30 protein-coding genes and 1 tRNA gene are annotated in these 26,704 nt (G+C 44.3%); 11 read left to right on the plus strand and 20 right to left on the minus strand.

Annotation, left to right across the window (positions count from 1 at the left end; translation table 11 throughout):
* The first annotated feature begins 74 nt into the window (after nucleotides 1-74).
* The gene (locus tag VFA52_01730) at nucleotides 75-989 is read left to right on the plus strand and encodes a magnesium transporter CorA family protein (GenBank protein ID HZS42918.1); all 915 of its coding nucleotides are present in this window, start codon (nucleotides 75-77) and stop codon (nucleotides 987-989) included.
* A 4-nt stretch (nucleotides 990-993) separates the two neighbouring features.
* On the plus strand, nucleotides 994-2,376 hold the full coding sequence (cysS, locus tag VFA52_01735) for a cysteine--tRNA ligase (GenBank protein ID HZS42919.1): 1,383 nt from the start codon (nucleotides 994-996) through the stop codon (nucleotides 2,374-2,376).
* Nucleotides 2,377-2,384: 8 nt separating this feature from the next.
* Here the strand turns inward: cysS and VFA52_01740 are convergent, their stop codons facing one another.
* Nucleotides 2,385-2,795, minus strand: a complete 411-nt coding sequence (locus tag VFA52_01740) for a hypothetical protein (protein ID HZS42920.1) — start codon at nucleotides 2,793-2,795, stop codon at nucleotides 2,385-2,387.
* A gap of 126 nt (nucleotides 2,796-2,921) precedes the next feature.
* Between VFA52_01740 and dnaB the strand changes: the two genes are divergently transcribed.
* A complete protein-coding gene (dnaB, locus tag VFA52_01745) occupies nucleotides 2,922-4,313 on the plus strand; it encodes a replicative DNA helicase (GenBank protein HZS42921.1) in 1,392 nt (463 codons plus the stop codon).
* Nucleotides 4,313-4,936, plus strand: a complete 624-nt coding sequence (locus VFA52_01750; protein HZS42922.1) for a toprim domain-containing protein — start codon at nucleotides 4,313-4,315, stop codon at nucleotides 4,934-4,936. Before dnaB ends, VFA52_01750 begins: the two co-directional genes overlap by 1 nt.
* Before the next feature lie 53 nt (nucleotides 4,937-4,989).
* Here the strand turns inward: VFA52_01750 and rplU are convergent, their stop codons facing one another.
* Entirely contained in the window at nucleotides 4,990-5,355 is a 366-nt protein-coding gene (rplU, locus tag VFA52_01755) for a 50S ribosomal protein L21 (GenBank protein ID HZS42923.1), read from the minus strand.
* Nucleotides 5,356-5,432: 77 nt separating this feature from the next.
* On the opposite strand from rplU, the gene VFA52_01760 reads away from it, so the two are divergent.
* Nucleotides 5,433-5,828 carry a hypothetical protein gene (locus tag VFA52_01760; GenBank protein HZS42924.1) on the plus strand — a complete coding sequence of 132 codons (396 nt, stop codon included), beginning with the start codon at nucleotides 5,433-5,435 and terminating at the stop codon, nucleotides 5,826-5,828.
* Between the two features lie 67 nt (nucleotides 5,829-5,895).
* Here VFA52_01760 and VFA52_01765 read toward each other — a convergent pair whose 3' ends face one another.
* Nucleotides 5,896-6,951 (minus strand): DNA recombination protein RmuC, encoded by a 1,056-nt coding sequence (locus tag VFA52_01765; protein ID HZS42925.1) that lies wholly within the window; start codon nucleotides 6,949-6,951, stop codon nucleotides 5,896-5,898.
* A gap of 35 nt (nucleotides 6,952-6,986) precedes the next feature.
* Between VFA52_01765 and VFA52_01770 the strand changes: the two genes are divergently transcribed.
* Both VFA52_01770 and VFA52_01775 read left to right on the plus strand, forming a co-directional pair.
* Nucleotides 6,987-7,439, plus strand: coding sequence for a GatB/YqeY domain-containing protein (locus tag VFA52_01770; protein HZS42926.1), 453 nt, complete (start codon nucleotides 6,987-6,989; stop codon nucleotides 7,437-7,439).
* Complete coding sequence (locus VFA52_01775) at nucleotides 7,439-7,735, plus strand: hypothetical protein (protein HZS42927.1); 297 nt, start codon at nucleotides 7,439-7,441, stop codon at nucleotides 7,733-7,735. Before VFA52_01770 ends, VFA52_01775 begins: the two co-directional genes overlap by 1 nt.
* 616 nt (nucleotides 7,736-8,351) lie before the next feature.
* Here VFA52_01775 and VFA52_01780 read toward each other — a convergent pair.
* Entirely contained in the window at nucleotides 8,352-8,903 is a 552-nt protein-coding gene (locus VFA52_01780; protein ID HZS42928.1) for a DNA-3-methyladenine glycosylase, read from the minus strand.
* Between the two features lie 57 nt (nucleotides 8,904-8,960).
* Between VFA52_01780 and VFA52_01785 the strand changes: the two genes are divergently transcribed.
* From VFA52_01785 to VFA52_01800, 4 genes are all read left to right on the plus strand, one after another.
* Nucleotides 8,961-9,710, plus strand: a complete 750-nt coding sequence (locus VFA52_01785) for a hypothetical protein (protein ID HZS42929.1) — start codon at nucleotides 8,961-8,963, stop codon at nucleotides 9,708-9,710.
* A gap of 82 nt (nucleotides 9,711-9,792) precedes the next feature.
* Nucleotides 9,793-9,864: transfer RNA gene (locus tag VFA52_01790), tRNA-Glu, on the plus strand.
* Nucleotides 9,865-9,944: 80 nt separating this feature from the next.
* Complete coding sequence (locus VFA52_01795; GenBank protein HZS42930.1) at nucleotides 9,945-10,598, plus strand: hypothetical protein; 654 nt, start codon at nucleotides 9,945-9,947, stop codon at nucleotides 10,596-10,598.
* 351 nt (nucleotides 10,599-10,949) lie between these two features.
* Complete coding sequence (locus tag VFA52_01800; protein ID HZS42931.1) at nucleotides 10,950-11,579, plus strand: hypothetical protein; 630 nt, start codon at nucleotides 10,950-10,952, stop codon at nucleotides 11,577-11,579.
* A 33-nt stretch (nucleotides 11,580-11,612) separates the two neighbouring features.
* On the opposite strand, the gene murF is transcribed toward VFA52_01800, so the two are convergent.
* From murF to rseP, 16 genes are all read right to left on the minus strand, one after another.
* Nucleotides 11,613-12,908: a UDP-N-acetylmuramoyl-tripeptide--D-alanyl-D-alanine ligase gene (gene murF / locus VFA52_01805; protein HZS42932.1), complete on the minus strand. Its 1,296-nt coding sequence runs from the start codon at nucleotides 12,906-12,908 to the stop codon at nucleotides 11,613-11,615.
* A gap of 39 nt (nucleotides 12,909-12,947) precedes the next feature.
* Nucleotides 12,948-14,675 (minus strand): penicillin-binding protein 2, encoded by a 1,728-nt coding sequence (locus VFA52_01810; protein HZS42933.1) that lies wholly within the window; start codon nucleotides 14,673-14,675, stop codon nucleotides 12,948-12,950.
* A gap of 17 nt (nucleotides 14,676-14,692) precedes the next feature.
* Nucleotides 14,693-15,031, minus strand: a complete 339-nt coding sequence (locus VFA52_01815; protein HZS42934.1) for a hypothetical protein — start codon at nucleotides 15,029-15,031, stop codon at nucleotides 14,693-14,695.
* Nucleotides 15,028-15,927 (minus strand): 16S rRNA (cytosine(1402)-N(4))-methyltransferase RsmH, encoded by a 900-nt coding sequence (gene rsmH, locus VFA52_01820; protein ID HZS42935.1) that lies wholly within the window; start codon nucleotides 15,925-15,927, stop codon nucleotides 15,028-15,030. The genes VFA52_01815 and rsmH overlap by 4 nt, the downstream gene beginning before the upstream one ends.
* 70 nt (nucleotides 15,928-15,997) lie before the next feature.
* Nucleotides 15,998-16,432: a division/cell wall cluster transcriptional repressor MraZ gene (gene mraZ / locus VFA52_01825; GenBank protein ID HZS42936.1), complete on the minus strand. Its 435-nt coding sequence runs from the start codon at nucleotides 16,430-16,432 to the stop codon at nucleotides 15,998-16,000.
* Nucleotides 16,433-16,815: 383 nt separating this feature from the next.
* On the minus strand, nucleotides 16,816-17,505 hold the full coding sequence (locus VFA52_01830; protein ID HZS42937.1) for a hypothetical protein: 690 nt from the start codon (nucleotides 17,503-17,505) through the stop codon (nucleotides 16,816-16,818).
* A gap of 113 nt (nucleotides 17,506-17,618) precedes the next feature.
* Entirely contained in the window at nucleotides 17,619-19,076 is a 1,458-nt protein-coding gene (gene lysS, locus VFA52_01835; protein HZS42938.1) for a lysine--tRNA ligase, read from the minus strand.
* A 14-nt stretch (nucleotides 19,077-19,090) separates the two neighbouring features.
* Nucleotides 19,091-19,555, minus strand: coding sequence for a transcription elongation factor GreA (gene greA, locus VFA52_01840; protein ID HZS42939.1), 465 nt, complete (start codon nucleotides 19,553-19,555; stop codon nucleotides 19,091-19,093).
* Nucleotides 19,556-19,646: 91 nt separating this feature from the next.
* Nucleotides 19,647-20,114, minus strand: coding sequence for a hypothetical protein (locus VFA52_01845; GenBank protein ID HZS42940.1), 468 nt, complete (start codon nucleotides 20,112-20,114; stop codon nucleotides 19,647-19,649).
* A 65-nt stretch (nucleotides 20,115-20,179) separates the two neighbouring features.
* A complete protein-coding gene (locus VFA52_01850; protein ID HZS42941.1) occupies nucleotides 20,180-21,886 on the minus strand; it encodes a penicillin-binding transpeptidase domain-containing protein in 1,707 nt (568 codons plus the stop codon).
* A gap of 15 nt (nucleotides 21,887-21,901) precedes the next feature.
* Nucleotides 21,902-22,168, minus strand: coding sequence for a hypothetical protein (locus VFA52_01855; protein ID HZS42942.1), 267 nt, complete (start codon nucleotides 22,166-22,168; stop codon nucleotides 21,902-21,904).
* Nucleotide 22,169: 1 nt separating this feature from the next.
* Entirely contained in the window at nucleotides 22,170-22,955 is a 786-nt protein-coding gene (gene mreC, locus VFA52_01860) for a rod shape-determining protein MreC (protein HZS42943.1), read from the minus strand.
* Nucleotides 22,933-23,997 carry a rod shape-determining protein gene (locus tag VFA52_01865; protein ID HZS42944.1) on the minus strand — a complete coding sequence of 355 codons (1,065 nt, stop codon included), beginning with the start codon at nucleotides 23,995-23,997 and terminating at the stop codon, nucleotides 22,933-22,935. The genes mreC and VFA52_01865 overlap by 23 nt, the downstream gene beginning before the upstream one ends.
* Before the next feature lie 23 nt (nucleotides 23,998-24,020).
* On the minus strand, nucleotides 24,021-25,262 hold the full coding sequence (locus tag VFA52_01870; protein ID HZS42945.1) for an aminoacyl--tRNA ligase-related protein: 1,242 nt from the start codon (nucleotides 25,260-25,262) through the stop codon (nucleotides 24,021-24,023).
* Between the two features lie 46 nt (nucleotides 25,263-25,308).
* Entirely contained in the window at nucleotides 25,309-25,593 is a 285-nt protein-coding gene (locus VFA52_01875; protein HZS42946.1) for a hypothetical protein, read from the minus strand.
* Complete coding sequence (rseP, locus tag VFA52_01880) at nucleotides 25,594-26,700, minus strand: RIP metalloprotease RseP (protein HZS42947.1); 1,107 nt, start codon at nucleotides 26,698-26,700, stop codon at nucleotides 25,594-25,596.
* Between the last annotated feature and the right edge of the window lie 4 nt (nucleotides 26,701-26,704).

The raw sequence follows: 26,704 nt of genomic DNA on the forward strand, positions 1-26,704 counted from the left end.
ATTCAGCCGACCTAGCCAAGCCCTTTTGACTCTCCGGTTTTTAATTCCACACTTAATTCGGTATAATATTTTCAATGATTAAGAAATACGAGTATCGCAATTTAGTCTGGATTGATCTGGAAAATCCAAGCAGCAACGAGGTACGGGCCGTCATGGATGAATACGCCATGGAACCCTTGGTGGCCGAAGAACTTTTAATACCGAGTCTTAAGCCAAAAGTTGATCTCTATAACAATTGCATTTATCTCATCCTTCACTTCCCTATTTTGAAATACGGCCAGAATAGCCAGAAAAATCAAGAAATCGATTTTGTTATTGGCCGCAATTTTCTGGTTACCTCGCGATATGAAGAAATTGACCCGCTTCACCAGTTTTCTCGCGTCTTTGAGGTCAATTCGATTTTAGACCGTAGCAACATGGGAGAGCATGCCGGCTTTATCTTCTATTACATGATCCGCAATCTTTACCGTTATCTGATTGATCAGCTTGATTCCATTAAGAGCTCCTTGGCTCAAGTGGAAGATCATATCTTTAAGGGCGAGGAACGAGAGATGGTGATTGAACTTTCCCAAATTAGCCGAACTCTTTTGGATTTCAAGGAAGCTACCAGTGTTCATAAAAGTGTTCTGGATTCTCTGGCAATCGCCGGTAAGAAATTTTTTGGGCCGGATTTTGAATATTATCTTCAATCAATCATCAGCGAATACTTTAAAGTTCACACCGAGATCCAGGGCAGCAAGGAATTCGTAGAAGAACTTCGAACTACTAACAATTCTCTCCTGACCACCAAGCAGAATGAGGTGATGAAAACCTTAACGATCATGGCCTTTATCTTTCTGCCTCTCTCCTTCATCGCTTCAATTTTCGGCATGAACAGCGACTATCTGCCAATTGTCGGAAGTCCAAACGGTTTTTGGATCATTCTTGGCTCAATGCTGGTGATCGGTCTTTGCATTTTCTCATTCTTTAAGTATAAGAAGTGGCTCTAATAACGTGAATTTACGTTTTCACAATACTCTCACGCACCAAAAAGAGGAATTTAAATCGATTCAGGATGGTGAAGTAAAAATGTATAATTGCGGGCCGACCGTTTACGATTACGTTCATGTTGGTAATTTGCGAGCTTTTTTATTTGCCGATATTTTACGGCGCACCCTTGAATATAACGATTTTAAAGTTAAGCAGGTAATGAATATTACGGACGTTGGGCATTTGCGATCGGACGCGGATGAAGGCGAAGATAAGATGACAGCCGCTCTAAAGCGCGAAGGCAAATCTTTGAATCTAGATTCTTTAAAAGAGTTGGCGGATTTTTATACCACCGCCTTTTTAAAAAATCTGGATGAGCTAAATATTGAAAAACCGACTTTAATGCCGAAAGCCAGTGAGAATATTCAAGAAGATTTGCAATTGATTGAAAGGCTGGATCAAAAGGGGTTCGTTTATAAAACTTCCGACGGTTTATATTTTGACACTTCGAAGGATCCGAATTATGGAAGGCTCGGCGGCATTAATAGAGATGCCGCCGAGGATCAGTTTCGAATCGAGCAAAATCCTGAAAAACGTCATCCTCAGGATTTTGCTCTCTGGAAATTCAATAATGATCTCGGTTGGGAAAGCTCTTATGGCAAAGGCTTCCCCGGTTGGCACATAGAATGCTCGGCCATGAGTATGAAATATCTCGGCGAGACTTTTGATATCCATACAGGTGGAGTGGACCATATTCCCATTCATCACAACAATGAGATTGCTCAATCTGAAGCGGCTACCGGTAAGTCTCTGGCGCATTACTGGCTTCATAATGCTTTCGTGAATGTTTCCGATGGGGGCAAGATGGCTAAATCAGCAGGCAATTTTCTTAAGCTTCAGGATCTGGAGAATGAGGGCATCTCTCCCCTAGCCTACCGATATTGGCTTTTGACTTCACATTACCGGAGTCCAGTAAACTTAAATCTTGAAGCTCTAAAAGGTTCGCAAGCCGCCTTAGACAGGCTTGCGAGCCATCTATCTAGCGCCGCCACAGGCGGCGCCATCAATCCTGCTTACCAGCAAAAATTCCACCAATTCATTAACGACGATTTAGATACTCCAAAAGCTTTGGCTCTCGTTTGGGATTTAATCAAAGATCAAAACGTCTCCGAGGCTGACAAAGGTGCCACTATTTTAGATTTTGATCGAGTCTTCGGCCTTAATCTGGAAAAGTTATCAGAGCCGGCTGATTTCGAAATCCCCGCCGAAATCAGCCGGCTCGCCGACGAACGAGAAGCAGCTCGCCAAAATAAAGACTGGAAAAAGGCGGATGAGTTAAGAGATCAGATTCGGAGACTTGGTTTTGAGATTTCTGACACTGAAAGTGGTCAAAAAATTTCTAAATAAAATCCCGCCTAGCGGGAATACTGACATTGATGTTCTCGAAAGTTCTCTGCCAATTGGCAAAAAAGATTCTCATATCTCGGCCAGACCTCTCTGTCTGTTAGGTCTTTAATCAAAACCTCAGGAGAAATCTTGCGACGGTAAAGATTTGGCCCAGCTTCCAGAGACTCTTCTAAAATTTTGCCGATGGTAAGAGCACTGAAAACTAAACTGAAACTTTTGGATGTGGCTGGCTCAGTTTCTCTAATACCAAACCGGCGAACGAGTTCTTTGTCCCCCAACGAGATAATCCAGTCATAGAATTGCTCATCAGAGAACCATTTATTATCCAATCTTGCCAAAAGGCCCACAAGAATTTCTACGGTAGAGACGTTGCGGAGCTCTAGACACCACTCTTCTGAATCAAATTCAATTAACTTCATCTATCCATCAAATTAACACATAATTTTAGTCTGTAAATAAGCAAAGACTAATCCCCATCTTTTGCCCATATTATGCTATTTGGAGCAAATTGACCTTTTTCTAATTGTGCTAAAATGCTTCCAACTATGGCCGACACTAAAACTGTCAAAAAACCAAAACTGCGCGTGCCTCCTCAAAATAACGACTCCGAAAAAGCCTTGCTCGGCTCCATTATGCTGCGGCCGGAAGCGATTAATGAAATCGTCGATATCATCAAAGATACTTGTTTTTACAGCGAGCGGCACCGAGTAATCTTTCGTACCATGATGGAACTTTTCGGCAAGATGCAGCCGATTGACCTCCTATCGCTTCGCACTCGATTAAATGAAAAGGGTATGCTTGAGGCCGCTGGCGGCGCAAGCTACTTAGCCGAGCTTTCAAATTCAGTTCCTTCGGCTTCCAACGTCAAACATTACGCTGAGATCGTGCACAAAAAGCACATGATGCGAAATCTAATTGAGGCTTCGGAATACATTTCCAATTTAGGTTTTGATGAAGCAGCCGAACTTGATGACATTTTAGATAAAGCCGAAAAAAGAATTTACGATTTAACTAACAATTCCAGCACTCACAAATTTATTGAACTGAAAGACGCCTTGGGTGAAGCTTGGGAGCGATTGGACAAGCTTCACAAATCAAAGGATGAGATGCGCGGCATTCCAACCGGTTTTAAGGAGCTTGATAGCAAACTGGCCGGTCTTCAGAAATCGGACTTAATTATTCTGGCCGCTCGTCCTTCAATGGGTAAAACATCTCTCGCTTTGGATATTGCTCGTCAGGCTGCTATCAACCACAATATTCCTGTCGGTATTTTCTCTCTTGAAATGAGCTCACAACAGCTAGTTGATCGTATGCTAGCCGCTCAGTCTCGCGTTGATGGCTGGAAGCTTCGCACTGGCAAGCTCTCCCTCGATAGCGAGTTCGATAAAATTCGCGACTCTCTCGATCCGCTGTCCCGCGCGCCGATCTTCGTTGACGACCAACCGGGTAATAACATCCTGAAGATGCGCTCGGTCGCTCGTCGACTGAAAGCGGAGAAAGGCCTGGGGCTGATTGTAGTGGACTATCTGCAACTTATGGTACCGAGCAGTAATCGAAATTATGACAGTATGGTGCATCAGGTGACGGAAATTTCCCGTTCTCTGAAACAGTTGGCTCGCGAACTCGATGTACCAGTATTGGCTCTTTCCCAACTCTCTCGGGCCGTGGAACAACGCGGTGGCAAACCTCGACTTTCGGACCTTCGTGATTCTGGTTCCATTGAGCAGGATGCCGACGTCGTCATGTTTATTCACCGCGATGATAAATACAATGAAAATTCAGACAAACCGAATATTGCAGAGATTCTGATTGAGAAACATCGAAATGGTCCGACTGGCAAGGTGGAACTTTATTTTGATGATAAGCGCGCTACCTTCCTTAGTATTGATAAGAGCGATTTCGGCGTCTTTGATGATTCAGCTCCCCAGCAATTCTAATGAGTGATCCGATTCGAAAATTAACGGAAATATTTTCGGAATTTCCGGGTATTGGCCCGCGACAGGCTCGTCGCTTTGTCTATTTCCTCCTGACCCGCTCCGATAGTTATCTGAAAAATCTGACTTCCCTACTCGATGAATTAAAGGCCTCAACTTCAGTCTGCCAATCGTGTTATAGATTTTTCCCGGCCGACCGATCGTCAAGTCCGCTTTGTTCTATTTGCCGCGACCCTCATCGCGATAGGAAGCTCTTAACTCTAGTAAGTCGCGACGTTGATTTAGAAAATATTGAGAAAGCCCATATTTATGCCGGACTTTACTTTGTCCTTGGAGGATCAGTGCCAATCTTGGAGAAAAACCCCGAAACTAAGATTCGTCAGAAAGAATTACTTAAAACTATTGAGAGTCGGCTCAAGAAAGAAGGCTTAACGGAGATCATCGTGGCCATGAACCTCAATCCAGAAGGTGAAAACACCGCCGATTATCTGAACGCTTTGCTTAAACCTCTTTCAGAAAAAAATAATATTAAAGTCTCCACTCTCGGCCGCGGGCTCTCTACCGGCACCGAGTTGGAATATTCAGACACGGAGACGATAAAAAATGCTTTGAAGAATAGAGCCTAAAACAAAGAGCGCCGGCTTCGCCGGCGCTCTTTGTTTTTTTAGTATTATTATTATTATTTCAACGCCTCAATCTTCACCTTGAAGTACGGCTGTCGATGTCCGTTCTTCTTAAAATAACGGCTCTTTTGTTTGTATTTAATGACGGTTACTTTCTTGGCTCGCCCGGCTGATTCAAGAGTGGCAACCACGGCCGCCCCATCAATGTAAGGTGTCCCGATGGTGGTGTCCGATCCATTGTCTACCAGCAAGACTTTATCAAAAGTAATTTTGTCTCCCGCTTTGTAGTCCCCCTTGATCTTCTCAATATTTAGGACATCACCCACGGCAACTTTGTATTGTTTGCCACCTGTGGAAATAACGGCAAATTCATCGGAATTGGCCTTCTTAGTACTTTTTCTTTTGGGTGTCTTGGTGGGCATAGTAGGATTTTTATTTTACTTATTTAGCCCTAAATTGCAAATAGACAAAGTAAGGAAATAGATTAGAGTATGTTCAGATGAATAAGAAACTTCAGCTGATTAAATTAATCGGTCAAAAGTTATTGGGGGTTAATCCAGCCTACGTCGATTATCTTATCTCGGCTTACAATATCCAGTTTGATCTCCAGTCTAAAATTCTATATGGGGGTAGCCGGAAATCTGAAAATATGGCCGGCTTTACAGTTCTGTCAGCTGATTGGTGCATTTTCGAAGATCATAAGGAAAATGTAATCCATGAGATTTTCCATTTAGCTTTTTTTGACAATGGTTTCTTTGGAGTTAATCAATCAATGACAATTGAAGAGCTGGAAATGTTGGAAGCCCAACTTCAGCAAGCAACAGAGAAATTCGTGGAGACTCACGGATTGTTCTGTGATGAGTTGGTAAAAAGGATAGTCAATGCCCGGCCTTAGGGCATTTTATTTTGGAAAATGAAAAAGGCCGCCTTGCACCGGTGAGGCACAAGGCGGCTTGAGGTTTTTAATCTTCTAGCATCGGCCTCTCTAGAGCCGCCGTCTCAATCTCTATAGCGGCGCCGGTAATGCGCATGACATCCTTATCAATCTTCTTGAATTCGCCGCTGGAGGCGTTGAAGTGATTAACGGTGGTGGCAAGAGAGTTGCGGAGTTTATTGTGATATTCCTCGTAGCTTTTGAGGTGTCGGCCGAGTTCCCCTACCCGCTTGATAATATCTTTGGCTGTCTCTTCGATCTGCAGAGCCTTCAAACCTTGTAAAACGGTTTGGAGATATGCCAAAAAAGAAGTTGGCGAGACGATCATTACGCGATAGCGACTGGCGGCTCGTTGAATCAGATTTTCAGTGTCGTCAGTATTTAGAGCGCCGATTTTGTTAACCAGCAAATCGTAATAAATGGCTTCATGAGGAATAAACATAAAAGCGAAATCCATCGTACCTTCAGCCGGCTTAATATATTTGGAGGTCTCCTGAATGCGGAATTTTAGATCGTTAACGAAAAGTTTTTCTAGGCGTACTCGCTCGGTTTCATTTCGCTCTTCCACAATGCGATTGTAATTTTCCAAAGAAAATTTTGAATCAATCGGAATGATCTTGTCCTTTACTCTTACTATTGCGTCCACAATCGAGCCGTCATTAAATTCATATTGCATTTGGAAGCTATCCGGTGGCAGAACGTTTTTAAGCAGAGTTTCCAGATAATACTCGCCGAGTACACCACGCTGTTTCGGATTTTTCAGCATATCCTGCAGAGATTGCAGCTGATCGGTGAAAGAAACTACCTGACGGTTGGTTTCATCCAATTTGGTCAGGCCGGCCGTGACATCTTTAATCAGTTTAGCGGATTCGGAAAATTGAGTCTTAACCGCTTCATTCATCAATTTCCCGGTCTCCCCCATTTTCTCATCCACCGTGCGTCGCAAGTCATTCATTTGCTGAAACAGCAAATCAAAACTTTTGTCGGAAGTGGCAGGATTGACGGGCATAGCCTGACGACGAAAAACCACCCAGAAAATGGCCATGGCTACTACAATTAAAATAACCAATAAAATAGTTGTCATCGAGGCTATTATAACATGCTATAATATCGCTAATTATGGCTCTACAGCAGCAAATTAAGGACCAAATCAAAGAAGCAATGCTCGCCAAAGAGGCAGTCAGATTGAGTGTTTTGCGCGGCCTTTCTTCGGCTTTTACCAATGAATTAGTGGCTACTAAGCGAAAGCCTGATGTCGAGCTTCCCGATGAAGAAGCGATTAGCGTTATTCGACGGCAGGTAAAGCAGAGAAAAGATTCAATTGAACAGTTTCGGAAAGGCGGCCGCGAGGATTTGGCGGCCGCCGAAGAAGCGGAGATGAAAATTCTGGAAGTTTATCTTCCTCAAATGATGAGCCGGGAAGAGATTCTCAAAGTAGCAGAAGCGAAGAAAGCCGAACTCGGTATCACCGACAAATCCAAGATGGGTGCCTTCATGGGCGCCGTGATGAAAGAATTAAAAGGCCGCGCCGACGGCGCGGCCGTCAAAGAAGTAGTTGAAAGTTTATTTTAATGTCACAAGAACAATTTAAACAAATAGAATGGGAGAGTAAGGAACAAATTCATAATCTGGCTGATGAAGTCGAGAGTCGTTTACCTATATCCGATGTAGAAAGACAGAAGGAAATTTCCAAAATTATTGTTGATAAGGAAGTCCCGGCAGAAATAGCTCCTTTTGTTCATAAAAAGGTTGCCGATGAATTAAGACAACGCAAAGAAAGATTCTATGAATCTGTTGGCGGGAAAGAAAATTTTGAAAGAGGGGCAAAAAGAAATGCTTTTCAAAACGAGTTCCCAGAAGATCTATAATTGACTTCTCGAAACAGAGTGATAATCTTGGAGCGGAATGAATAACGCCCTTTTTTCTCTTCGCTCTCAACCATATGAACAGATTTCCGTTATCCTGATAATATCTTCCGCGATAGTGGAGATTAGCGAAAACAAAATTCTTAGCCAAGAACAGAGGCAAAAGCGTGAAGAGCTTTTAAGAAATTGCTGGCATGGTGCGGCTTTAAGCTTAGCCCATTATATCCAGCGTCGAGCCAGCGCGCCTGAAACTGTTCAGATTCTCGAATATTTTCGAAAAATCGCTCCTCATACTGCAGCTGGTTTTCAACAAGGTTATCTTCAGCCGCGAAAGGAGTCCTGATAATGTGGGACTTCAACAATCCTGACCACTGTAAAACGACCAGGACAGAATTGGAAAATTTTCGAAAAGCTCACCCAAGTATTAATGAGCAACAAGCCATTAGCATCGTCCTGGAGCGTCATCCGATGGACGAGACAAATCGCGAGTCTTTTCGAAAATTTTTGACCGCGGTAAATCGAGGTATAGAGCAACGTCGACGAAAACGTCAGTACTTTGCTCATCACCGCGCCTATGAAGAGGTTCGAGAGGCTGCGATGAATAGACCACGCCCCAAAATCAGGAGACTGCCCTCTTCTTGAGAGTAGTCTTTTTATTTAATACAAATCTCCAGGGTTTCTTGGCCCAATAATCGCCAGCGTAATTGATGCCGATGCGGGGAGTCTTGAGAATTTCAGATTTTTTAATTTTGATTCCCCGGTCTTCAATCCATAAGCCGCTTGTCCGCATAGCGGGTTTCGTATTTAATCTTCGGTCAATCTCCAACAATCTAGTCAGTTTGCCAGGGCCGCCGGCCTTGCCGGCGGCCCTGATCAAAACGGCGGCCGGATAATCTTTTGGCCCAGTGACAATGTTGAGCATTTCATACATGCCATACACTAAATAAACATACCAGTGACCCGCTTCGCCAAACATCACTTCTGTTCGAGCCGTTCTCCCTTTCGAAGCGTGGCAAGCTAAATCCTTCTCGCCATCATAAGCTTCGGTTTCAGTAATCATTAAAGCAATCTCTTTTCGGCCAATTTTTCGCACCAAATACTTCCCTACCAAATCCTCCGCCACTTTCAAAACCGGCCGATGGAAGAATCTTTTGTCTAAGACTTTTCGCATGATTTAGGAGTATAACAGATTGACTTCAGAGACATTAGTGATAGGTTAAAAATGGATATGATAAAACCCATACTTCATGATTTATCTCAAATAGAGGAGAAGCCTGTTCTTTACAGCGAAGCTCACTGGATAGACATTTTCCGGCAAAAAGGTGCATGGTGGCAACATGATGGAAATCCGAAACGGCCACATGCCCTGCTTACTAACGGTGATCACAGCGACGGTTTCTTCAATTGCGGATTAGTTCTCGAAGATGCTCTTGTGGTCGAAGAGATTTCGAGAGATCTAGTTGGTAAACTTTGTTTAAAAGGTTACAAAAACAACGTTTACAGTGAAAAGCCGCATTATGTTGTTGGTCCGGCGATGGGAGCCATTGTCCTTGCATACGCTGTGGCGCTGGAGCTTCAACGGACGTGGATACCGAGTTTGGTAGATAACCCATTCGTCTGGCGGAGCGTATTTACAGAAAAGGAGGAGCCGTCCGAAATGGTATTTAAGCGGATCGTACCTCCTCGCGGTTCTGTAGCCTTACCGATCGAGGATACCATAACAACAAGCAAGAGTGTCGGTAAGACCATCTCAGCTTGTGAACAAGCAGGAATGGAAGTCCTTCCGTATGTCCTAGCTGTTCTTAACAGATCGGACCTAATGACAGTCGGGCAAGGTAATGGTCAAATTGTAGCTTTGGTCACTAAGCGAATGAACAATTGGTCTCCGGCTGAATGCCCTTTGTGTAAGAAAGGTTCAAAAGCCCTTCGTCCAAAGACTCCAGCCAGTAACTGGGATCTTCTCACGGCTACTTATTAGTGCAGGCGGCGCGACTTTTAAACGCGCCGCCTTTTTATTTGCCTCCCTATTCTTTATTCGTTATTCTTAGTTCGTTCAAAGAGGCCCTATCGTCTAACGGTTAGGACACGAGCTTCTCAAGCTCGGAATCCGGGTTCGATTCCCGGTAGGGTCACCGGTCAATTTGGCGGCTTAAAATATAAGTTTTAATTTTTTCAACAGAAAACTTTTTCGAACTGCTGATATAATTTAGTGGTGAAAAAATTCTTTATATTTATCTTAGTTATCGTCATTGCACTCATACTGACTTTTTTCATATGGGGATTTATAAAAGATTTCTCACCATCACCAATTTCTTCACTTACTAATCCACCCAAACCTGACGCCGCACACGCTCCCGTTGTCATTAATAATGGAACGAGATACTTTACTCTCAATGGAGAATTCTCAATTATCTTGCCACGTGAATATCAAGTATCCACCCAATATGGGATTCCCGGTAAGCAGATTATGCCCCCTGAAGCAGGAGCACAAATCTTTATTGCTACCAGTTCCGATACTTTAATCGATATTAGAAATTTACGAAGTAGTTATAGCAAAGATTTTACTCAAAAGGAGGCAGTCGATACACTTTCTAAATTTGGAGAATCCCTCAATATAAATAATTTTACAGGTGAAAGCTTCGGGTCTGTAACCGAAGTCCGGTTAGGGTCTAATTATTATGGGGTTAGAGTGGGAACCGCGCCGGAGACAAGATCTGATAATGGTCAACCAATTACCAGGAATATTCGGCAATATATTACCTACTATAACCAAGCTTCTTACATTATTGAATTTGTCGATTATGCTCCTAATTCGATAAACGACTCTTCGTCGGATCAAATTGTTTCAACTATTAATTTTAATTGATTGATTCCTGATTGGATATAATTCCGCTGCTTCCCAAGTTCTGAAAGCTACCCTATGGGGTCATGAAAATGGGTTAGAAAAGAGTGAACTGCTTCACTCTTTCATGTTTTTATAAAGCCGGAGTATATCGCCATCTCTAGCCGATGCGAGGCGGGGTCGCGAACATTTAGTCCTCGCAGTGTTGTTTTTTTCAACCCGAGAAGACGTAGTGATTCGTGACATAAGATAAATTGTTTTTTGGAATTTTTGCTGCATCAAAAATATCCGTGACCGAGCTTACCGGTCGGGTCATAAAAGCACTCTTTATTTTGAAATTGATTTTGGGCTTTTCTCCTGTTAGGCTGAAGATAGATGAAATTACCTCACGACCTTGAAAAATTGAGAAAGCTAAGGCTGAAAATTTCCGACTTAAAGTTGTTCATTTTAGAGCGTCGAAAAGTCCTCCGTAATCATCGGGACCAGAGACTAGATGATCGTTGTTGGCTCGATGATTATCTCTTATTCGCCTTTCTTGACGATTCGCCCCCCACGCCTACTCGTTTGCCGCCATTCCACCTGATGATGAAAGAGTGTGGATCTTTCTACTTTCATTGTCGGGCAGATGAAGCAGACCCGGTTCCGGCCGATGCAATTCTTGATCCATTGGAGTGGGATCGGGATCTAGAGATTGTAAACGAACATGATTTCTTTATGCATCTTCATAGTATGCAGCAAGGATTCTTAATCCTACGGGAAATTAAAAGTCGACCCAAGACGGTCGATGATTACCGTCGGCTTTACAGTACACTACCAGAAAAGTTGCCAGCCGATTTCAGGCTGCCGCCTGAGCCAGACTTTCTCGGCGAAAGAAAAGCTCCATATGCTGGCTGCCCTTCCTTCTGGCGAAGTCACAACGTCTGCAAAGGTCCCTGCTGCCTTGATAGATGGGGACCGTGTGACCAAATTGCCTTAAGGCAGATTGAAGCTTCTTTAAAGAGATAGATCGGTCGCGCGAGAATACGCGCGACTTTTTATTTACCTCCTCATCCACTCCTCATCCTGACGAACTAAAAGTTGTTTTTTGAGAGCTGGTTCGGCCATCACCTCTTCTACTACCCTTTCCATTCGAACTCCTTGCGAACCTTTTACTAAAATTAAATCGCCAGCTTTAATCAGTGATTCGAGAAGCTTCCCCGCCTCGCGCGAATCTTCACACTGATAAATTACTTTTTCGCTCAAGCCGCCATTCAGGGCTCCTTCAGCAATATACTTAGCTCGCAATCCAACTGTAATTAAAATATCTGAAACGGCGGCCGCAATCTCGCCCAATCTCTTGTGCTCCTCAGCCGAGTGCCGCCCGATCTCCAACATATCTCCCAAGACGGCCATCTTCCGCCCGTTTACTTTTGCTTCTTTCAAAGTCTTCAAGGCCTCTTCCAGAGCAACCGGCGAAGAATTATAAGTATCATCAATAATCATAGTCTCCTTCTCCCCAGCCACTAGATGCATGCGTCCCGGAGCGGGCAGATGCTTTTCAAAAACGGAGGTAATAGAAAGGAGTGGCAGACCTTCGGCAATTCCCACCAAGAGGGCCGCTAAAATCGGATACATATGATGTTCTCCCAGCACTCCGCTGATCACTACAGGCAAACTATTCCCTTCATAATCGGCTTTGAAAGCAAACCCTTGAGGAAATCGGTTAGTCTCCTCGTAGAGAATGGCGTAAGCATCTCCGGAAAGAGTAGCCGAGCGATCGGTGCCGTAAGTTAGAGTTCTCTCTTGAGAGAGGGTTTTCATGGACATGGCGTCTTCATCATCAGCATTCAAAATCAAAGTGCCGCCTTTTTTCAAGGCTCTGACCAAATTTCCTTTCTCATTTACCACTTCTTCTCGAGATTCGAAAAACTCAATATGCGCCGGCACTGTCCCGAAACGAGTAATAACTGTTACATCTGGTTTTAACCAGCGTGTTAGTTTCTCCAATCCTCCAGGCCGATCCACTCCGATTTCCAGCACTAACCATTTTGGGTATTTGGCTTTAGTTAAAATCAATTTAAAACCGGCCAGAATATTGCCAAACCAGATCCAAAAGCTGTTCCAGCCGTTAGGGCGGCCTAGAATGGTCAGCGGTACGCCGAGCTGGCTATTGAAACTTTTATCGCTTTTTCGGACATGAAATTGACTGGAAAGGACGACGTAGATGGCGTCTTTGGTGGAAGTCTTGCCAACACTTCCGGTAACGGCCACAATCTTGGGCTTATATTTTTTTAAAACTACCCGCGATTGCCACCAAATAATAGAGAGTACGATTTGTCGGAAAAATGATTTCATAATTGATTCCGTCATTCCAGCCTTAGCGGGAATCACAATCTATCTGTCCGGCGGAATATTGTAATAGTTTATCAAAAATTTAGTTAAATCGAGAAAGGCCGGGGCCAAAGTTTCGGAAGAAAATCTTACTCCCTTGGGATAGACGGTGTACATAAAAACTAAAAACTGCGGATCATAGGCCGGCAAATATCCGAAGAAAGAGTGCAGATATCGATCTTCGTAATAACCGCCGCCGCTCGGTAAAGCAATTTGGGCCGTTCCAGTTTTCTCGGCAATGCTGTAATGAGGATTTTTCGCTTGGCCGTTTTGTAGATATTGATCAAAGTCAGTCACCAACATTTTAGTAATGGCTTCAGAGGTGGAAGCCTTGATCACCTGTGGTCCAACCGGCCAGTCCAAAGTTTTGGAATAACCGAGAGTGTAATTAATTTGTTTAACCACATGCGGAGTCACCAGATTTCCACCATTAGCTAAAGCGCTTTCCGCCCTGACCATTTCCATCGGCGTCATGGCAATACCCTGACCGAAAGCAGCCGTCCAATGCTCAATGTCGCGCGGACTGTCCAAGTTTTTGATTAAGCCATTCGTTTCGTTCGGTAAATCAATACCCGTTTTCTGGCCCAAGCCGAATTTTTTCATATAATCGGAAAAGGTTTTGTTACCGATTTTACTTTCGGCGAAAGCGAAACCGGTGTTCAAAGACTGCCCGAGAGCCTGCTGCAAACTAATGTACCCTCGACCCTTCAAGTCGAAGTTGTGAATGGTGTAACCATTGGCGCTCATCGAACCGGTGTCATTATACATGGTGTTGGCATTAATGACGCCGGTATCAAGACCGATAGCCATTGTAAAGGGCTTAACAATGGAGCCCATTTCGTGAACATTTTCCACTAATGGATTACTGAAGATGTTGGAAGACTTTTCTTTCTGAAAACTGTTTGGATTAAAAGTCGGATCAACGGCCATGGCGTAGATTTCTCCATTTTTCGGATTGATGATAATACCGCCGGCGCTCTCGGAAGAATAATCGTGCATTACGCCGTCTAAAGTGCTCTGAAGCGTGGCTTGAACGGTCGGTTCTATAGTAGTAACGATGTCCCCTTCCAAAGAATCCTGCTCGGTAATGGTTTTGTCCAAATTGGAAAAAATTTCGGCAAAAAAATTAACGTACATATCGTCATTCCCACGTGAAAGAGTACTGTCATATTTTCTCTCCAGTCCGTAGCGCCCCGATAAATCATTGCCACTATTGCCACTATAAGCGACAAAACCGAGGGCGTGTGCCGCTAAAGTGTTGCCGGGGTAAAAGCGCCACTGGGATTTATAAATGCCGAGACCGGGAATTTTCAGATTGTTGATGGCATTAGCCGGTGTTGGATCAACTTTAGTAGCTATCTCAATATAGGTTTGATTTTTGTTGGCAGCCTTGCTTAAAAAATCTGTCTTGTCCAGAGTCGGCAGATAAGTTTTTATTTTTTCATAAGTGGCGTCCGGGTTGTTAGTTAAAGTCTTAGGGTTGATAGCAACTGTAAAGCCGGCTTTCAGCGTGGCCCCCGAAATCAGAGTACCATTCTTGTCGGTAAAATAAATGTCGCCTCGATTGAACATTGAATCGGGCGATTGAACGTATTGGCGATCAGCTTTCTGGGCAAAATCGCTGCCATGCACAATTTGAAGAAGATAGAGTTTGCCAATCAGACAGAGGCCGAAAAGGAGGACACCGATGGAAATAAACCTTATTCTGGTCTGAAAATTAGGCTTCGCCATCAGCTCGGACATTAAGCCTATTCTACCGTATTGGAAGAGAGGCGGCCAAGAGCCGGCCGGTTAATATATTTAGTGTCAGTGGTCTGACTAAAGCCCAGGGAATGGGCCAAGTTGAGATTGATGTTATTTTTCAGAGACATGTAATTTGATTCCAGAGATCCTAATTGAGTGTTGAGAAGAGTGATATTCTTCTCGGCCCGCTGTCTTGCCACTACATTCCAGACAGTTTTGTTCACCAAATATCCATAAATTCCGACAAATAAAATTAGGGCCAAAATAACTCCCCAAAAAACTACTGGTGATTCCAGTCTGTTTAACGATCCCGTTCTATTTAATTGTAATGCGCGAGCTCTCATTTTATTTTTTCTACAAGCCTCAACTTTGCACTGCGAGAGCGAGGATTTGCCTTAATCTCTTCCCTACTTGGTACAATAGCCTTCTTGTTAATTAAACTAATAAATAATTCTTTCTTTTTATTATTGAAAAATTGTTTGACAATCCGATCTTCCAAGCTGTGAAAGGAAATCACTGCCAGTCGGCCGCCGATTTCCAATCTCTCCAGTGCCTTTATCAATCCTTCTTTCAGAGCGCTTAATTCGTCGTTAGTAGCAATGCGCAGGGCCTGAAAAGTACGAGTGGCAAAGTGGATTTTGCCACGGCGGTAAAAGACTGGAACGGCCCTTTCGATGATTCGAACTAAATCGAAAGTAGTCTCAATGACCTTCTTTTGCCGTTCGGCCACAATCGCTTTAGCAATTCGTCGAGAGAATCGTTCTCCGCCGAAACCGTAGATGATATCGGCCAGATTTTCTTCCTGCCAAGTGTTGACGATGTTTCGGGCCGTTAAAGGCGAATTCTCTGGATTTCCGAAGGTCATTAAGAGCGGTTCGTCTTTTTGAAAGCTAAATCCCTTGCCTGATCGCTCCAGTTCATTTGAACTCAAGCCAAGGTCAAAAAGGATTTTTGTCACTTTAGGTTTACCGAGCTCGTCCAGAGCTTGGTCGAGGTTCCGAAAATTTGCCACTTTTAAGGCAAATTTTCGGCTAAAGGGCTCAATAGCCTCTTTGGCCAATTGAAGGGCTTGTGGGTCAAGATCAAAGCCTATTATCTCCACCCGCTCACCAAAGCGCCGTGCTATCTCGGCACTGTGGCCTCCGCCTCCCAAAGTAGCATCAAGAAAGATGTCTCCATCCTTAAGATCTAAATTGTCTAAACTCTGATTTAAAAGAACACTCTGGTGGACATTTTTCATTTCTCGCAGTTTTTCTTCCGCTTCCAGATGCTAGTCTCGAATTTCTTCAAGACTAGCATCTGATAGCTGACTAAATGACTCCGATTTCTCCCAATTTTTCCGCCAACTGATCAGCTTGTCGGAGAACTGTCTTTTTGTAATTGTTCCAACGTCTTTCGTTCCAGATCTCAATGCGGTTGTGAACGCCGGCAAAAACTACTTTATCTGTGAGCGCCGCAAACTCTTTTAAAAATTCAGGAATCAGGATGCGACCGATAGAATCAACTTCAATCTCGGCTGCGCCAGCTAACATAAAGCGATTAAAGCCTCGCGTGTCCTTCTGGCCAATTCCCAACGCTCCTAATTTTTCAGAGATCTTTTTCCACTCCGCCAGTGGATAGAGAAAGAGACAATTATCTAACCCGTGCGTCACAACTACTCTCTTCCCCACTTCTTTTCTGAAGCGTACCGGCAGAGAAATTCTTTTCTTGTCATCAACTGTGTGAATATATTCGCCGATCAGCATTTCATCTATATTAATTACGCGGTAGACGCTTGTGGCGAGAGAGAGTATTCCGAAATCTAAAGGCTTAGAAAAGATTTCGGAATACCACTTCTTCCCACTTGATAACTATCATATCCCACACTTATCCACCTTTCAACAGAGTTATCCACAATTCCCCATTTTGGCTCTAGGCTTCAATAATCTGGGGTTTTCGATAGGTCGGCGGCCGAATTCTCGACAAACCCCAGATTATTTTCGCTAGACCGCCAAAAAGTTCTTCTAGACAACTACTGAAATAGATAACTAAGAAAAATAAAAGTAGTTGGAAGAATAGATATTCTCTTCATAAAAAGAAAACGCCTTGGCGAGGGTAAGTCGCCAAGGCGTTTTGAATTAAGCAGCTCTTAAGCCGCAATGAGCTTCGAACGTGGATCTTCGCATGGAATCCATTCTGTTGACTGTAGAACGGAAAATTCCACTTCCACTATTTCGCTCGGATCGAGTCGTCCATCTGGAAAGCGTTCCACCATCTCTTCTAGGGAGCCGGCAAACTTCTCTTCTTTGATCTCCCCATTATTGTCGAGCTCCTTGCGAATGACCAGATAAAACTGGGCTGCCTGTTTAGGCGTTTCGACCGGCTTCTCCTCCACTCGCGTGTCACATACTTTTGGCCTCCGCGGATCCTTGCAGCGAACGAATCGGCCGTTCTTGCGCACGGAAAAGCCTGTGACATCGAGAAGATTGGCTTTCTCGATCTGCGAAAGAGATCCTTCCATCGTACCGCCCTTGTGGTAGACACGATAGATTGTGATTTTCGCCTCAATCGCTCTGTAGCTTTCCTCGGTGGCATATTTGTCCGCTACGAATTCTCGGCCGCGAATTGTTCTTTTGTAAGCCACTCGGTCGCCCTTTTTGAGTTGGAAGGCCGGCCGGGATGGGCCACTGAAATAGGGTTCCGTTTCGCCGGGTGCCAAAATGTAAGCGCCGCTCTTGTCGAAACGAATGAGTGGTGCTTTCTCCTCGTCTGGATGAATCATTCCAGACACATGATTGTCGTTGTAGATAGTTACTGTACCAAAAAGAGTTGGCCTCATGTTTTTAAAAACTGCAGACAGGCAAAAAATTAAGTCCGCGTGAGCGGACACCTGATTTGCGGATTTTACCGCTCTATTTAGAATTATAATACAATTTGGAGCAAATGTCAAACTTACTCTCGAGGTTTCAAAAGAGGGAAAATTTGGGTCTCGCGAACAGGTTTGTTGGCTAAGAAAGCGAAGAGGCGCTCGCTCATGCCAAAGCCGCAGGTTGGCGGCATACCGTACTCCAGAGCTTCTACGAATTCATGAGCGTGCATTTGAGCTTCTTCATCCCCTGCCTTGCGCAAATCAGCCTGGGATTTAAAGCGCTCATCCTGCTCAATGGGGTCGTTAAGCTCACTGTAGCCATTACCAAGTTCACTGCCGGCGATGATGGGCTGAAAGCGAGCGGTGACATTCGGATTTTTCGGATCGCTTTTAGCGAGCGGTGAGACTTCTTTTGGCACGCCGACTAGAAACCCCGGTCCCGTTAATTGCTTGCGACAATATTTCCAAATTGAATCCAGAGCTCGAGCTTTGTTCCAGCCTTTTCTGTCGTATTTAATTTTAAGCTCATCCAATTTATCTTCTATCTCATCGAGTGTCGCAGAACTAATATCGAGGTCCGTGTATTTTTTTATAGTCTCCGAATAATCATATCGCTCCCATTTTTTTGAAAGATCCACTTGATGTTCACCGATTTGAAATTGTAGAGTACCGAAAGTTTCTTCAGCCACATGTTTGTAAAGTCGTTCTACCAATTCCATACCTTTCTCATAGTCGGCATAAGCCCAGTAAAATTCCATCTGGGTGTAATCCTGGAGATGCTCGGCCGAAATACCTTCATTTCTAAAGATGCGACCGATCTCAAAAGTTTTGGGAAGTCCCGCCACCATTAATTCCTTCTGCCAGAGCTCGCCGGCCGAAATGCGCAGATACACTTCCAAATCTAGAGCATTGTGATGAGTTTTGAAGGGTTTCGCGTCAGCTCCCCCCGTCGTGATCTCGAGAACCGGCGTCTCAATTTCCACAAAACCTTCCTTGATCAGAAAATCACGAACCGCTTTCCAGAAAATAGTTTTCTTCAGCAGAAGATCCTTTACTTCGGAGTTAAATAAAATATCAAGATATCGGCGGCGAAGTCTCTCTTCTACGTCCTGCAGGCCGTGCCATTTCTCCGGCAATGGTCGCAAGCTTTTGGAAAGCATCCGCCAGCTTTTCACTTCAACAGTGTGCTGGCCGCGACTGGTAGTAAAGAGGAAGCCGTTTACTTCAATGAAATCACCGATGTCGGAAGTTTCTAAGAATAAATCAAATTGATCGGTTTTATCTTTTGAAAGCAGGGCCTGAAATTTGACCGTACCGTCATAGAGATCGACAAATGAAAGAGCTCCTTGAGAGCGCGACGACATCATCCTTCCTCCAACCGTCACTTCCTTCTTGGACGATTCAAGAGAGTTGAAGTTTTTTTCTGCCTCTGCCAGAGTCATTTGGATGGAGGTGGAAATCGGGTATGGATCCATACCGGTCTCTTTAAGCCGATTGAGTTTTTCCAGTCGAGTTTTGCGGATTTCTTCCAGTGAAGCCATTAGTAGATATTATACTACTCAATGTCTATAACTTTGTAGCTCACTTGTCCTTTTGGAGTATTGAAAGAGAAGGAGTCGCCTTTTTTCTTGCCGGACATAGCCTGCCCAAGCGGTGAACGAAAAGAGATTTTGCCAGTGGCCGTGTCGGCCTCTTCGGAGCCGACTAATTTATATGTATGTTTTGCTTTCTCCCCTTCCTTCTGAACAATGACGGTGGAACCGACATCCACGATGGTACTGTGATGAGGCGAGACAATTTCAGCCGACTTTAAAATATTTTCCAGTTTGCTGATGCGCTCCTCAATTTCCGCCTGCATGATTCGAGCTTCGTGATATTCGGCATTCTCGGAAAGATCGCCTAAAGATTTGGCAAACTCAAGATTGTCAGCCACTTCCTTGCGGCGGACTTTTTTTAGATGATCGAGCTCTTGGCTTAATTCATCGTATTTTTCTTTGGTTAGATATTCTTTCTGGTCCATGGCTGTAAGCTGAAAATTAAAGGTAGATTGTACAGAGAATTAACTGGGGTGTCAATAAAAAAGACCTTTAGCAAAGGCAAAAGGTCGGGTTCTAAAGCAGGTGCCAAATCGCAGACAGCAAGGTATCATTTTTGGCTACTTCTCGGTAGGAAGGACAGATTTCAAAACACTGTCTCATTTTTTTTACCGCCTCGACTTCTTCTAATAAAATCACGTGGCAACACGCCAGATTATAGAAGTAGATTGGATTGCTCAACAACATAACGGGTCCTTCGAGGAGCGTTTGTTTGGCTTCGCTTACTTTGCCAAGTCTAAACTGACAATAAGAGGCGTTCAGGTAGCCTTCGGCCTCGTCGGGGGCAATCCGGCAAACTTCCTGGCTAATACGAGCAGCCTCTTCCCACTTTTCCTCTTTCACAAGAAAGTGATACTTCAATTGAAGAGTCTTGATGTGAGTGGGGTATTCTTTTTCAATCTTGGCCAGGACTTGAAGAGATTCTTCCCTCATTCCAAGTTCCGCATATCCAATGGCATAGCAAATTTGGGTGTCGAAATTCATCTGTCCCTGATGCTATAACAGAGCTTTGATTTTTTCAATGGCGGTCGCCGCGAAGCGGCGACCGTTTAATGCAGATATTCCGGTGTGCTGGCAGACATCCAATCCACTAACTCACGCATAATGGCTGGCGCCCCGGAGGCATAGTGCGCCGGACCCTTCTCCATAACTAGAGCAAAAGCATATTCCGGATTCTCATATGGAAAGAAACCCTCTACCCAGGAGTTAACATACTGCTTGGCACTACCGAGTTCGGCCGTTCCTGTTTTAGCTGCTACTGCCACTGAAGAAGTATTGAGAGCGGTCACGGTGCCAGTCGTCACCGCTTCGCGCATCCCCTCTTTCACAATAGTGAAATCATTTGGATCTTTAATTGAAATAGTGGAAGTCTGGCCGCTTGAGGGTTGATTAAGAATAGTTGGCATTAAAAGAATTCCGTTGTTGGCAATTGCCGCTACCGCTCTAGCTGCCTGAATTGGTGTGACCTGAAAACCATATTGACCGATCGCCGTATGATATGTGTCTCCCAAAAACCACTCTTCGCCGTTAAAATTCTTGGCCTTCCATTCAGGGCTGGGAATAGTGCCGGCCGGCCCGTCAAAAAATGTATTAGCTAAATCATGACCGAGCCCGAATAGATTGGCATACTTTTCAATATTGGAAATACCAAGGCCACGCTGATCCTGAAACCCGCCTCCGACTTCATAGAAATAAACGTCGGACGAAACGGCCAGAGCTTGACGCATGTCAGTCCAGCCATTGACTCGCCAGTCGTTGAAAATGGTTTTTTGTCCGGGATGGTACGGATTGGGAATAGAAATAGAGCCGGTACTTAAAATCTTTTTGTCCGGAGAAATTACTCCTTCATTGAGGGCACCGATAGCTAAAAACGGTTTGACGATAGAGCCCGGTGTATAAAGGCCGGCAACGGCTCGATCGAGAAAGGGATTGCTTGGATTGCTTAAATAATTTTTTACGGAAGTGGCTGCGCCTGTCGTCATGATGTTGGAATCGTAATTGGGATAAGTGACTAAAGCTAAAATTTCACCGGTATGAACATTCATTAAAACGCCAGCTCCACCGGTAAAGCCGGAATTTTCGGCGGTGGAAGCAATTAGATTATAGAGCTTATTTTGCACTCTGGAGTCAATGGAAAGAGTTAGGGTTTTGCCATTTTGTGGCGGTTCTACCACGCTTTGAGACTGGACATTACCCAAAGCATCAGTCTCGGTGATTTTCAAACCGTTCGAGCCGGCTAATTCCTTGTCGTAATATTTTTCCACTCCATCGGCCCCCAAATAAGTATCCCGATAATAAAACCCGGAAGTGTCTTTGGCCGGATATTTAACGTAACCGAGCAGATTGCTCAATCCTCCAAGATCCGTGTACTGTCGAAGGGAATAATCAGTTTGGTCCGAAGCTACTTCATTCCAAGCCAGTTTTACGCCATTTCGATCGGTAATCAGCCCGCGGGAAGCAATGATGACATCGTTTCGCAAATGATTGTTCTCGCTTCTTTTTTCGTAAACTGCTCCTTGAAGAATTTGCAGATTCCAGACCCGGCCGACAAAGACCAGAGCTACCAGAATAAAAAATCCGCCAATATATAGAAGATTACGCCGCCCGATTGGTTTTTCCAGCCGTCCTTCAAATTGGTCAGTGTCAAAATCCGGTAAATTGCTTGAATCCAAAAAAATCTCGTCAGGGGCGATCTCATGACTGTTTGTTCGACGGAATGTCCGACTGAAAAATTTTTTAAATTTATTCCAACTCATTATTAATAGATGCTCTTAATAATACTTTAGCCGGGTTTTAAATAGATTAATAGCGATTAATAAAATAAAAGTGGTAGTGGTGAAAATAAGGGAAAATAGAAAAACTCTATCCTCACCGAGACCGTAGAGAATGTCCAGTAGAAATCCGACAAATAGAGCCTCATAAAACGGCGGCCGGGAGAAATAAAAAAGCGGCATTAAAAGAAGAAGTAAAGAAAGCCACCATGGACCGAGAAAAATAGTGAGGAGCAATAATAAATCTATGATTAAACGTCTGATCATTTTATTTGGAAACTATCTCCAGCATTCTTAAAGTGTTGATATTGACCGGTAATTTAAAATACAGAGTTTCAAATGAGCCGTTTGGGGGTGCCTCAATAGCTTCAATATTGCCCAACAAGATAGGATTTAATCCGCCGAGAAGGACGGGATCTCCTTTATTAATTGGGGTGCCGACAGGCAAAGTGAGCTGCAAATTCTCTCCGCCGGCGCCAGTGGCGGTAGCCTTGGTGCTAGTGCCCACTATCACCTGATTGCTTGAGCCTGGAGCAGAAAAGAGGCGAACGACCGAGGTGTCGGCGGAGACGGAGGCGATTTGGCCGACGGCCAAATTGCCATAAGCTAGGACCATTTGACCGCTCTTGACGCCCTCATTGACACCGGCATCCACTACCATAGTGTCGTAGGGAGATTGCGGCGGCCAGACTAAAATGGTCGCCGCAATCAACTTCTGGTTCCCCTTTCTTCCCAAAATTTCTTTCAAAGAATTATTTTCATCAATCACTGTCTGTTTGAGATTTGCTTCAGCTTGTAGCCGATTAACTTCATCCAGCAATTTTTGATTTTCGGCGGCTAATTTTTCCTTACTTCTAAAACCGCTCCAAAAAGTACTTTGGCCGACAGCACTCGTCGCTTTCCAAACTGGCACTCCGATTTTATTAAGAAGAGTGCCAAAGAATCCAGAGAATAGCCAGATTAACAAAATTAAAATAATAAAAATAATCACCGCTACAGTGATCCAGGAGAATTGTCTGCTTCGCCGTCGATTATCTCTGGAGAGGTAGGTCATCTTCGTTCTCAATAAGGATTTCTTCAAAGTGCGGCAGATTTTCCAGAATAATACCGGTGCCGCGAGCAACGGAAGTCAGAGGATCATCAGCGATATGAACGGGCAGCCCGAGATATTCTTCCAACATTTCGCGCAAACCTTTAATCAAGGCTCCGCCGCCCACTAAATAAATACCCTGCCTCATGATGTCAGAGAGAATCTCCGGCGGAGTGGTCTCCAGCACTCCTTTGACGGCTTCAACCAGATTATCAATTGATGGTCCAATGGCTTCCCGAATGTCTGAATCAGTAATAATAACTTCCCGAGGCAAGCCCGTTACTAAATCTCGTCCGCGAACAGCTGCCTCAAGCGGCGGATTAACCGGCAGTACCGAGCCAATCATCATCTTAATAGTCTCGGCCGTTTTTTCACCGATTAATATTTTAAATTCGCTGCGAATATAAGAAACAATATCGTCGTTTAGTCTATCACCGGCAATTTTTAGATTTCTAGAACGGACAATACCGCCAAGAGAAATAACTGCAATGTCAGTGGTACCGCCACCAATATCAATTACCATTGAACCGATCGGCTCGTGAATTGGCAGACGAATGCCAATAGCGGCCGACATAGGCTCTTCCACTAAATAAACTTCGCGGGCGCCGGCATTCTTGGTAGCGTCACGCACCGCACGCCGCTCCACATTGGTAATTCCCGATGGTACGCCAACTACCACCCGCGGCCCTAATAACTTACCTGAGCCCTGTTCAGCTTTCTTGATGAGATATGACATCATTTCTTCCGTTACTTCAAAGTCTGAAATGACGCCATCAACCAGCGGTCGGACCGCTAAAATATGCGCTGGGGTGCGGCCGAGCATTTCTTTGGCCTCCGCCCCTACCGCCACTACTCGGCCGGTTTTCTGATTGACCGCTACCACTGACGGTTCGTTCAGAATAATTCCCTGTCCAGAAACATAGACCAGCGTATTAGCCGTGCCGAGATCAATGCCGATCTCGTTTGAAAACCATTTTTGAAATTTCCCTCTTTTTGTTTTGACCACTTAATTTTTTTGATATTTACAACTTACAGACTTTTTAATTCATCCTCGCCAATCATTTTCGTTTCGCCGCTAGCTCTCACTTTCATCTCCAATCGGCCGCTCTCCAGAGTCTTGTCGCTGACAATCACTCTATAAGGAAGACCGATTAAATCTGAATCTTGAAACTTCTCGCCCGCCCGCAAATCACGATCGTCATAAAGTACTTCCATCTTAGCACTCATAAGGCCCTGATAAATCTCATCGGCCTTTTCTTTAGTCTTATCAGAGCCGGCCAGATGGATCAAATGAACTTTAAATGGGGCGACGCTTTCGGGCCAGACAATGCCCTTTTCGTCGCCCAGAACCTCTACGATGGTGCCAAGGAGACGTCCCACGCCGATACCGTAACTGCCCATAATTACCGGTTTTTCCTTCCCCTTTTCGTCAACAAATTTCAAATCTAGAGCCTCAGAATAGCGGGTTCCCAAACTAAAAATATTGCCCACTTCGATGGCTTTCTTCTCTTTTAAATCGGCCTTTTTGAGACCGGCCATTTTTAAGCCTTCATCATCATAGACTTCTTTATTAATTGCTAATCCCTTCTTTTCATCCACGTAAATTGTGTCCTCACCTGAATCGCAGAGAGTTTGAAATTCGTGAGAATATTTGGAAAAAATTCCACCGCTGGCAAAAGTAAAGTAGGTTTTGTCTCCGATGCCGGCTCGCTCAAAGATTTTTCGATAGGCTTCTTCGGTTTTTTTATAAAAATCCTGATGCTCTTCTTCCGTCCGCGAGAAAGAATAAAGGTCCTTCATTAAAAATTCCCTTCCGCGCAGAATACCGCTCTTGGCTCGAAGTTCATTTCGAAACTTAGTTTGAAATTGGTAAGCGTAGACTGGTAGATCACGATAAGACTTAACGAAACCCTTGACGATATTAGTGAGCGGCTCTTCGTGAGTAACGGCCAGTCCGACTTCACTTTCATTTTTCAACTTTGTCTTAAACCAGTTATCAATCACCTCGTCACTCCAACGGCCGGATTTTTCCCAGAGAGTTTTGTCTTGGAGAGCGGTCAAAGAAAGCTCCTGCCCTCCAATAGCGTTCATTTCTTCTCGAATGATTTGTTCAATTTTTTCCCGCACTCTTAAGCCTAGCGGCAAAAAAGAATAAACACCCGCCATTTCCTTGTGAATGTAGCCGGCTCGGATTAGCAATTCGGCGTTTTTGGCTACTTCATCTTTCGGCCCTTCGCGGCGGGTTTTAGTAAAGAGTTCAGATTGTCGCATTCAATAAATATAGCAGAAATAAGCCTTTTTTACATGGCTTAAACTTCTACGCGGCTGCTTCAAGTGGCGAATATAATTCCTCTTCAATAGAATCAAAAGCGGCTTCTTGTTCGGAAGGGTCAGCAGGCCAAAAATCGGGATTCTCTGTCATTAATCTTTGAAATATTTCTCTAAAATCGTTGGAGTATTTATCGGTCCACCCTCCTTCGGTTTCGATATTCTTTGGAAGCTTGTGCTTTTGCAAATATCGCTTCATTAGACCAATTTCGATTTCCATCTTAATGGCCATTTCTGTTTTCGACTTTTTATTTTCAAAATTGATTGATTCCATTTATTTCACAAAAAATTTGGCGATGTCGTGATAAGTAACAGCGATCATTAAAAGAATTAGAAGGGCGAAGCCGATGTTGTTGAGAGCGTTTGCCACTTTCGGTTTAATTGGCGACCCTTTTATAGATTCAATTATAACAAAGAGTAATCGTCCCCCATCAAGCGCCGGAAACGGTAGGATGTTGATTAGAGCCAGATTAATAGAGATAAGCGAGGTGAAAGCAATTAAATAGAGAAACCCGAGAGAGTACGCTTCTCCAACATAATTGACAATGCCGACCGGCCCCGTCACTTGTGAAAGGTCGGGATGACCGACGAAGATATTTTTGATGAAGGTGGCTAGTCCAACAGCCGTCTGGCTAATAACGGTGCCAGTAACCTTCGTGCCATCTGCGATGGCCTGTAGAGGATTATCTTTCAGCACCCCAACTTCTTCCATCGAAATTCCCAGAGCAATTTTATCTGCGACTAGGCCATTCTTGGCGGTAGCTGTCGTAGAATGCGGCACTGACTTTCGTTCGTAATCGATGGCGATAGGACTTCCATTACTCTTGGCAATTAAATTCTGAACATTTTCGGATGTAAGGGATGAGCCTTCCAGAGTTTCGGAACGCGTTGAGACGGAATTTAATTGGTCGCCGGCGGCCAGTCCGGCTTGGGCCGCCGGCGAGTTTGGCAGAACGTCCGAAATAAGAACATGAGCATTTTGAACGTTGGTTAAACCGAGATAGCCAACCGGAGCCGAAAGTCCCGACATAAAACTGCCGGTAAAAAGTATCCAAGCAAAAAGGATATTAAAGGTGACACCGGCAATTAAGACTAGAGCCTGAATATATTTGGGTTTGTTGACGAAACTCCGACGACTGTCGGGACCACTAATGGAAGTCTCGTCCGGATCTTCGCCAAAGATCTTGACGTAACCCCCAAAAGGAATGAGATTGAGAGAGTAGTGGGTTTCGCCGCGCCGGAACGATAGTAGGCGGGGCGGAAAACCTAAAGCAAACTCATCAACTCGAATACCGAAAAGCTTAGCCACCACAAAATGACCAAGCTCATGAACGAAAATAAGAACGGCGAGAACAATAATAAAAATGATGATGGCCAGCATAAGA

The organism is Candidatus Paceibacterota bacterium (assembly GCA_035652395.1).
Lineage (GTDB): Bacteria > Patescibacteriota > Minisyncoccia > Phycocordibacterales > CAJBRS01 > JADGRH01.

Coding starts and splice junctions, on each gene's coding strand:
- VFA52_01785 (HZS42929.1), top strand. CDS start 8,961: ATGATAAAACCCATACTTCATGATTTATCTCAAATAGAGGAGAAGCCT.
- VFA52_01765 (HZS42925.1), bottom strand. CDS start 6,951: ATGACAACTATTTTATTGGTTATTTTAATTGTAGTAGCCATGGCCATT.
- rseP (HZS42947.1), bottom strand. CDS start 26,700: ATGCTGGCCATCATCATTTTTATTATTGTTCTCGCCGTTCTTATTTTC.
- VFA52_01815 (HZS42934.1), bottom strand. CDS start 15,031: ATGAGAGCTCGCGCATTACAATTAAATAGAACGGGATCGTTAAACAGA.
- VFA52_01760 (HZS42924.1), top strand. CDS start 5,433: ATGAATAAGAAACTTCAGCTGATTAAATTAATCGGTCAAAAGTTATTG.
- murF (HZS42932.1), bottom strand. CDS start 12,908: ATGAAATCATTTTTCCGACAAATCGTACTCTCTATTATTTGGTGGCAA.
- VFA52_01850 (HZS42941.1), bottom strand. CDS start 21,886: ATGAGTTGGAATAAATTTAAAAAATTTTTCAGTCGGACATTCCGTCGA.
- VFA52_01780 (HZS42928.1), bottom strand. CDS start 8,903: ATGCGAAAAGTCTTAGACAAAAGATTCTTCCATCGGCCGGTTTTGAAA.
- lysS (HZS42938.1), bottom strand. CDS start 19,076: ATGGCTTCACTGGAAGAAATCCGCAAAACTCGACTGGAAAAACTCAAT.
- rplU (HZS42923.1), bottom strand. CDS start 5,355: ATGCCCACCAAGACACCCAAAAGAAAAAGTACTAAGAAGGCCAATTCC.
- VFA52_01800 (HZS42931.1), top strand. CDS start 10,950: ATGAAATTACCTCACGACCTTGAAAAATTGAGAAAGCTAAGGCTGAAA.
- VFA52_01845 (HZS42940.1), bottom strand. CDS start 20,114: ATGAATTTCGACACCCAAATTTGCTATGCCATTGGATATGCGGAACTT.
- VFA52_01740 (HZS42920.1), bottom strand. CDS start 2,795: ATGAAGTTAATTGAATTTGATTCAGAAGAGTGGTGTCTAGAGCTCCGC.
- VFA52_01855 (HZS42942.1), bottom strand. CDS start 22,168: ATGATCAGACGTTTAATCATAGATTTATTATTGCTCCTCACTATTTTT.
- VFA52_01770 (HZS42926.1), top strand. CDS start 6,987: ATGGCTCTACAGCAGCAAATTAAGGACCAAATCAAAGAAGCAATGCTC.
- VFA52_01830 (HZS42937.1), bottom strand. CDS start 17,505: ATGAGGCCAACTCTTTTTGGTACAGTAACTATCTACAACGACAATCAT.
- mraZ (HZS42936.1), bottom strand. CDS start 16,432: ATGCTGATCGGCGAATATATTCACACAGTTGATGACAAGAAAAGAATT.
- rsmH (HZS42935.1), bottom strand. CDS start 15,927: ATGAAAAATGTCCACCAGAGTGTTCTTTTAAATCAGAGTTTAGACAAT.
- VFA52_01875 (HZS42946.1), bottom strand. CDS start 25,593: ATGGAATCAATCAATTTTGAAAATAAAAAGTCGAAAACAGAAATGGCC.
- VFA52_01810 (HZS42933.1), bottom strand. CDS start 14,675: ATGGCGAAGCCTAATTTTCAGACCAGAATAAGGTTTATTTCCATCGGT.
- mreC (HZS42943.1), bottom strand. CDS start 22,955: ATGACCTACCTCTCCAGAGATAATCGACGGCGAAGCAGACAATTCTCC.
- VFA52_01775 (HZS42927.1), top strand. CDS start 7,439: ATGTCACAAGAACAATTTAAACAAATAGAATGGGAGAGTAAGGAACAA.
- dnaB (HZS42921.1), top strand. CDS start 2,922: ATGGCCGACACTAAAACTGTCAAAAAACCAAAACTGCGCGTGCCTCCT.
- VFA52_01750 (HZS42922.1), top strand. CDS start 4,313: ATGAGTGATCCGATTCGAAAATTAACGGAAATATTTTCGGAATTTCCG.
- VFA52_01870 (HZS42945.1), bottom strand. CDS start 25,262: ATGCGACAATCTGAACTCTTTACTAAAACCCGCCGCGAAGGGCCGAAA.
- VFA52_01730 (HZS42918.1), top strand. CDS start 75: ATGATTAAGAAATACGAGTATCGCAATTTAGTCTGGATTGATCTGGAA.
- greA (HZS42939.1), bottom strand. CDS start 19,555: ATGGACCAGAAAGAATATCTAACCAAAGAAAAATACGATGAATTAAGC.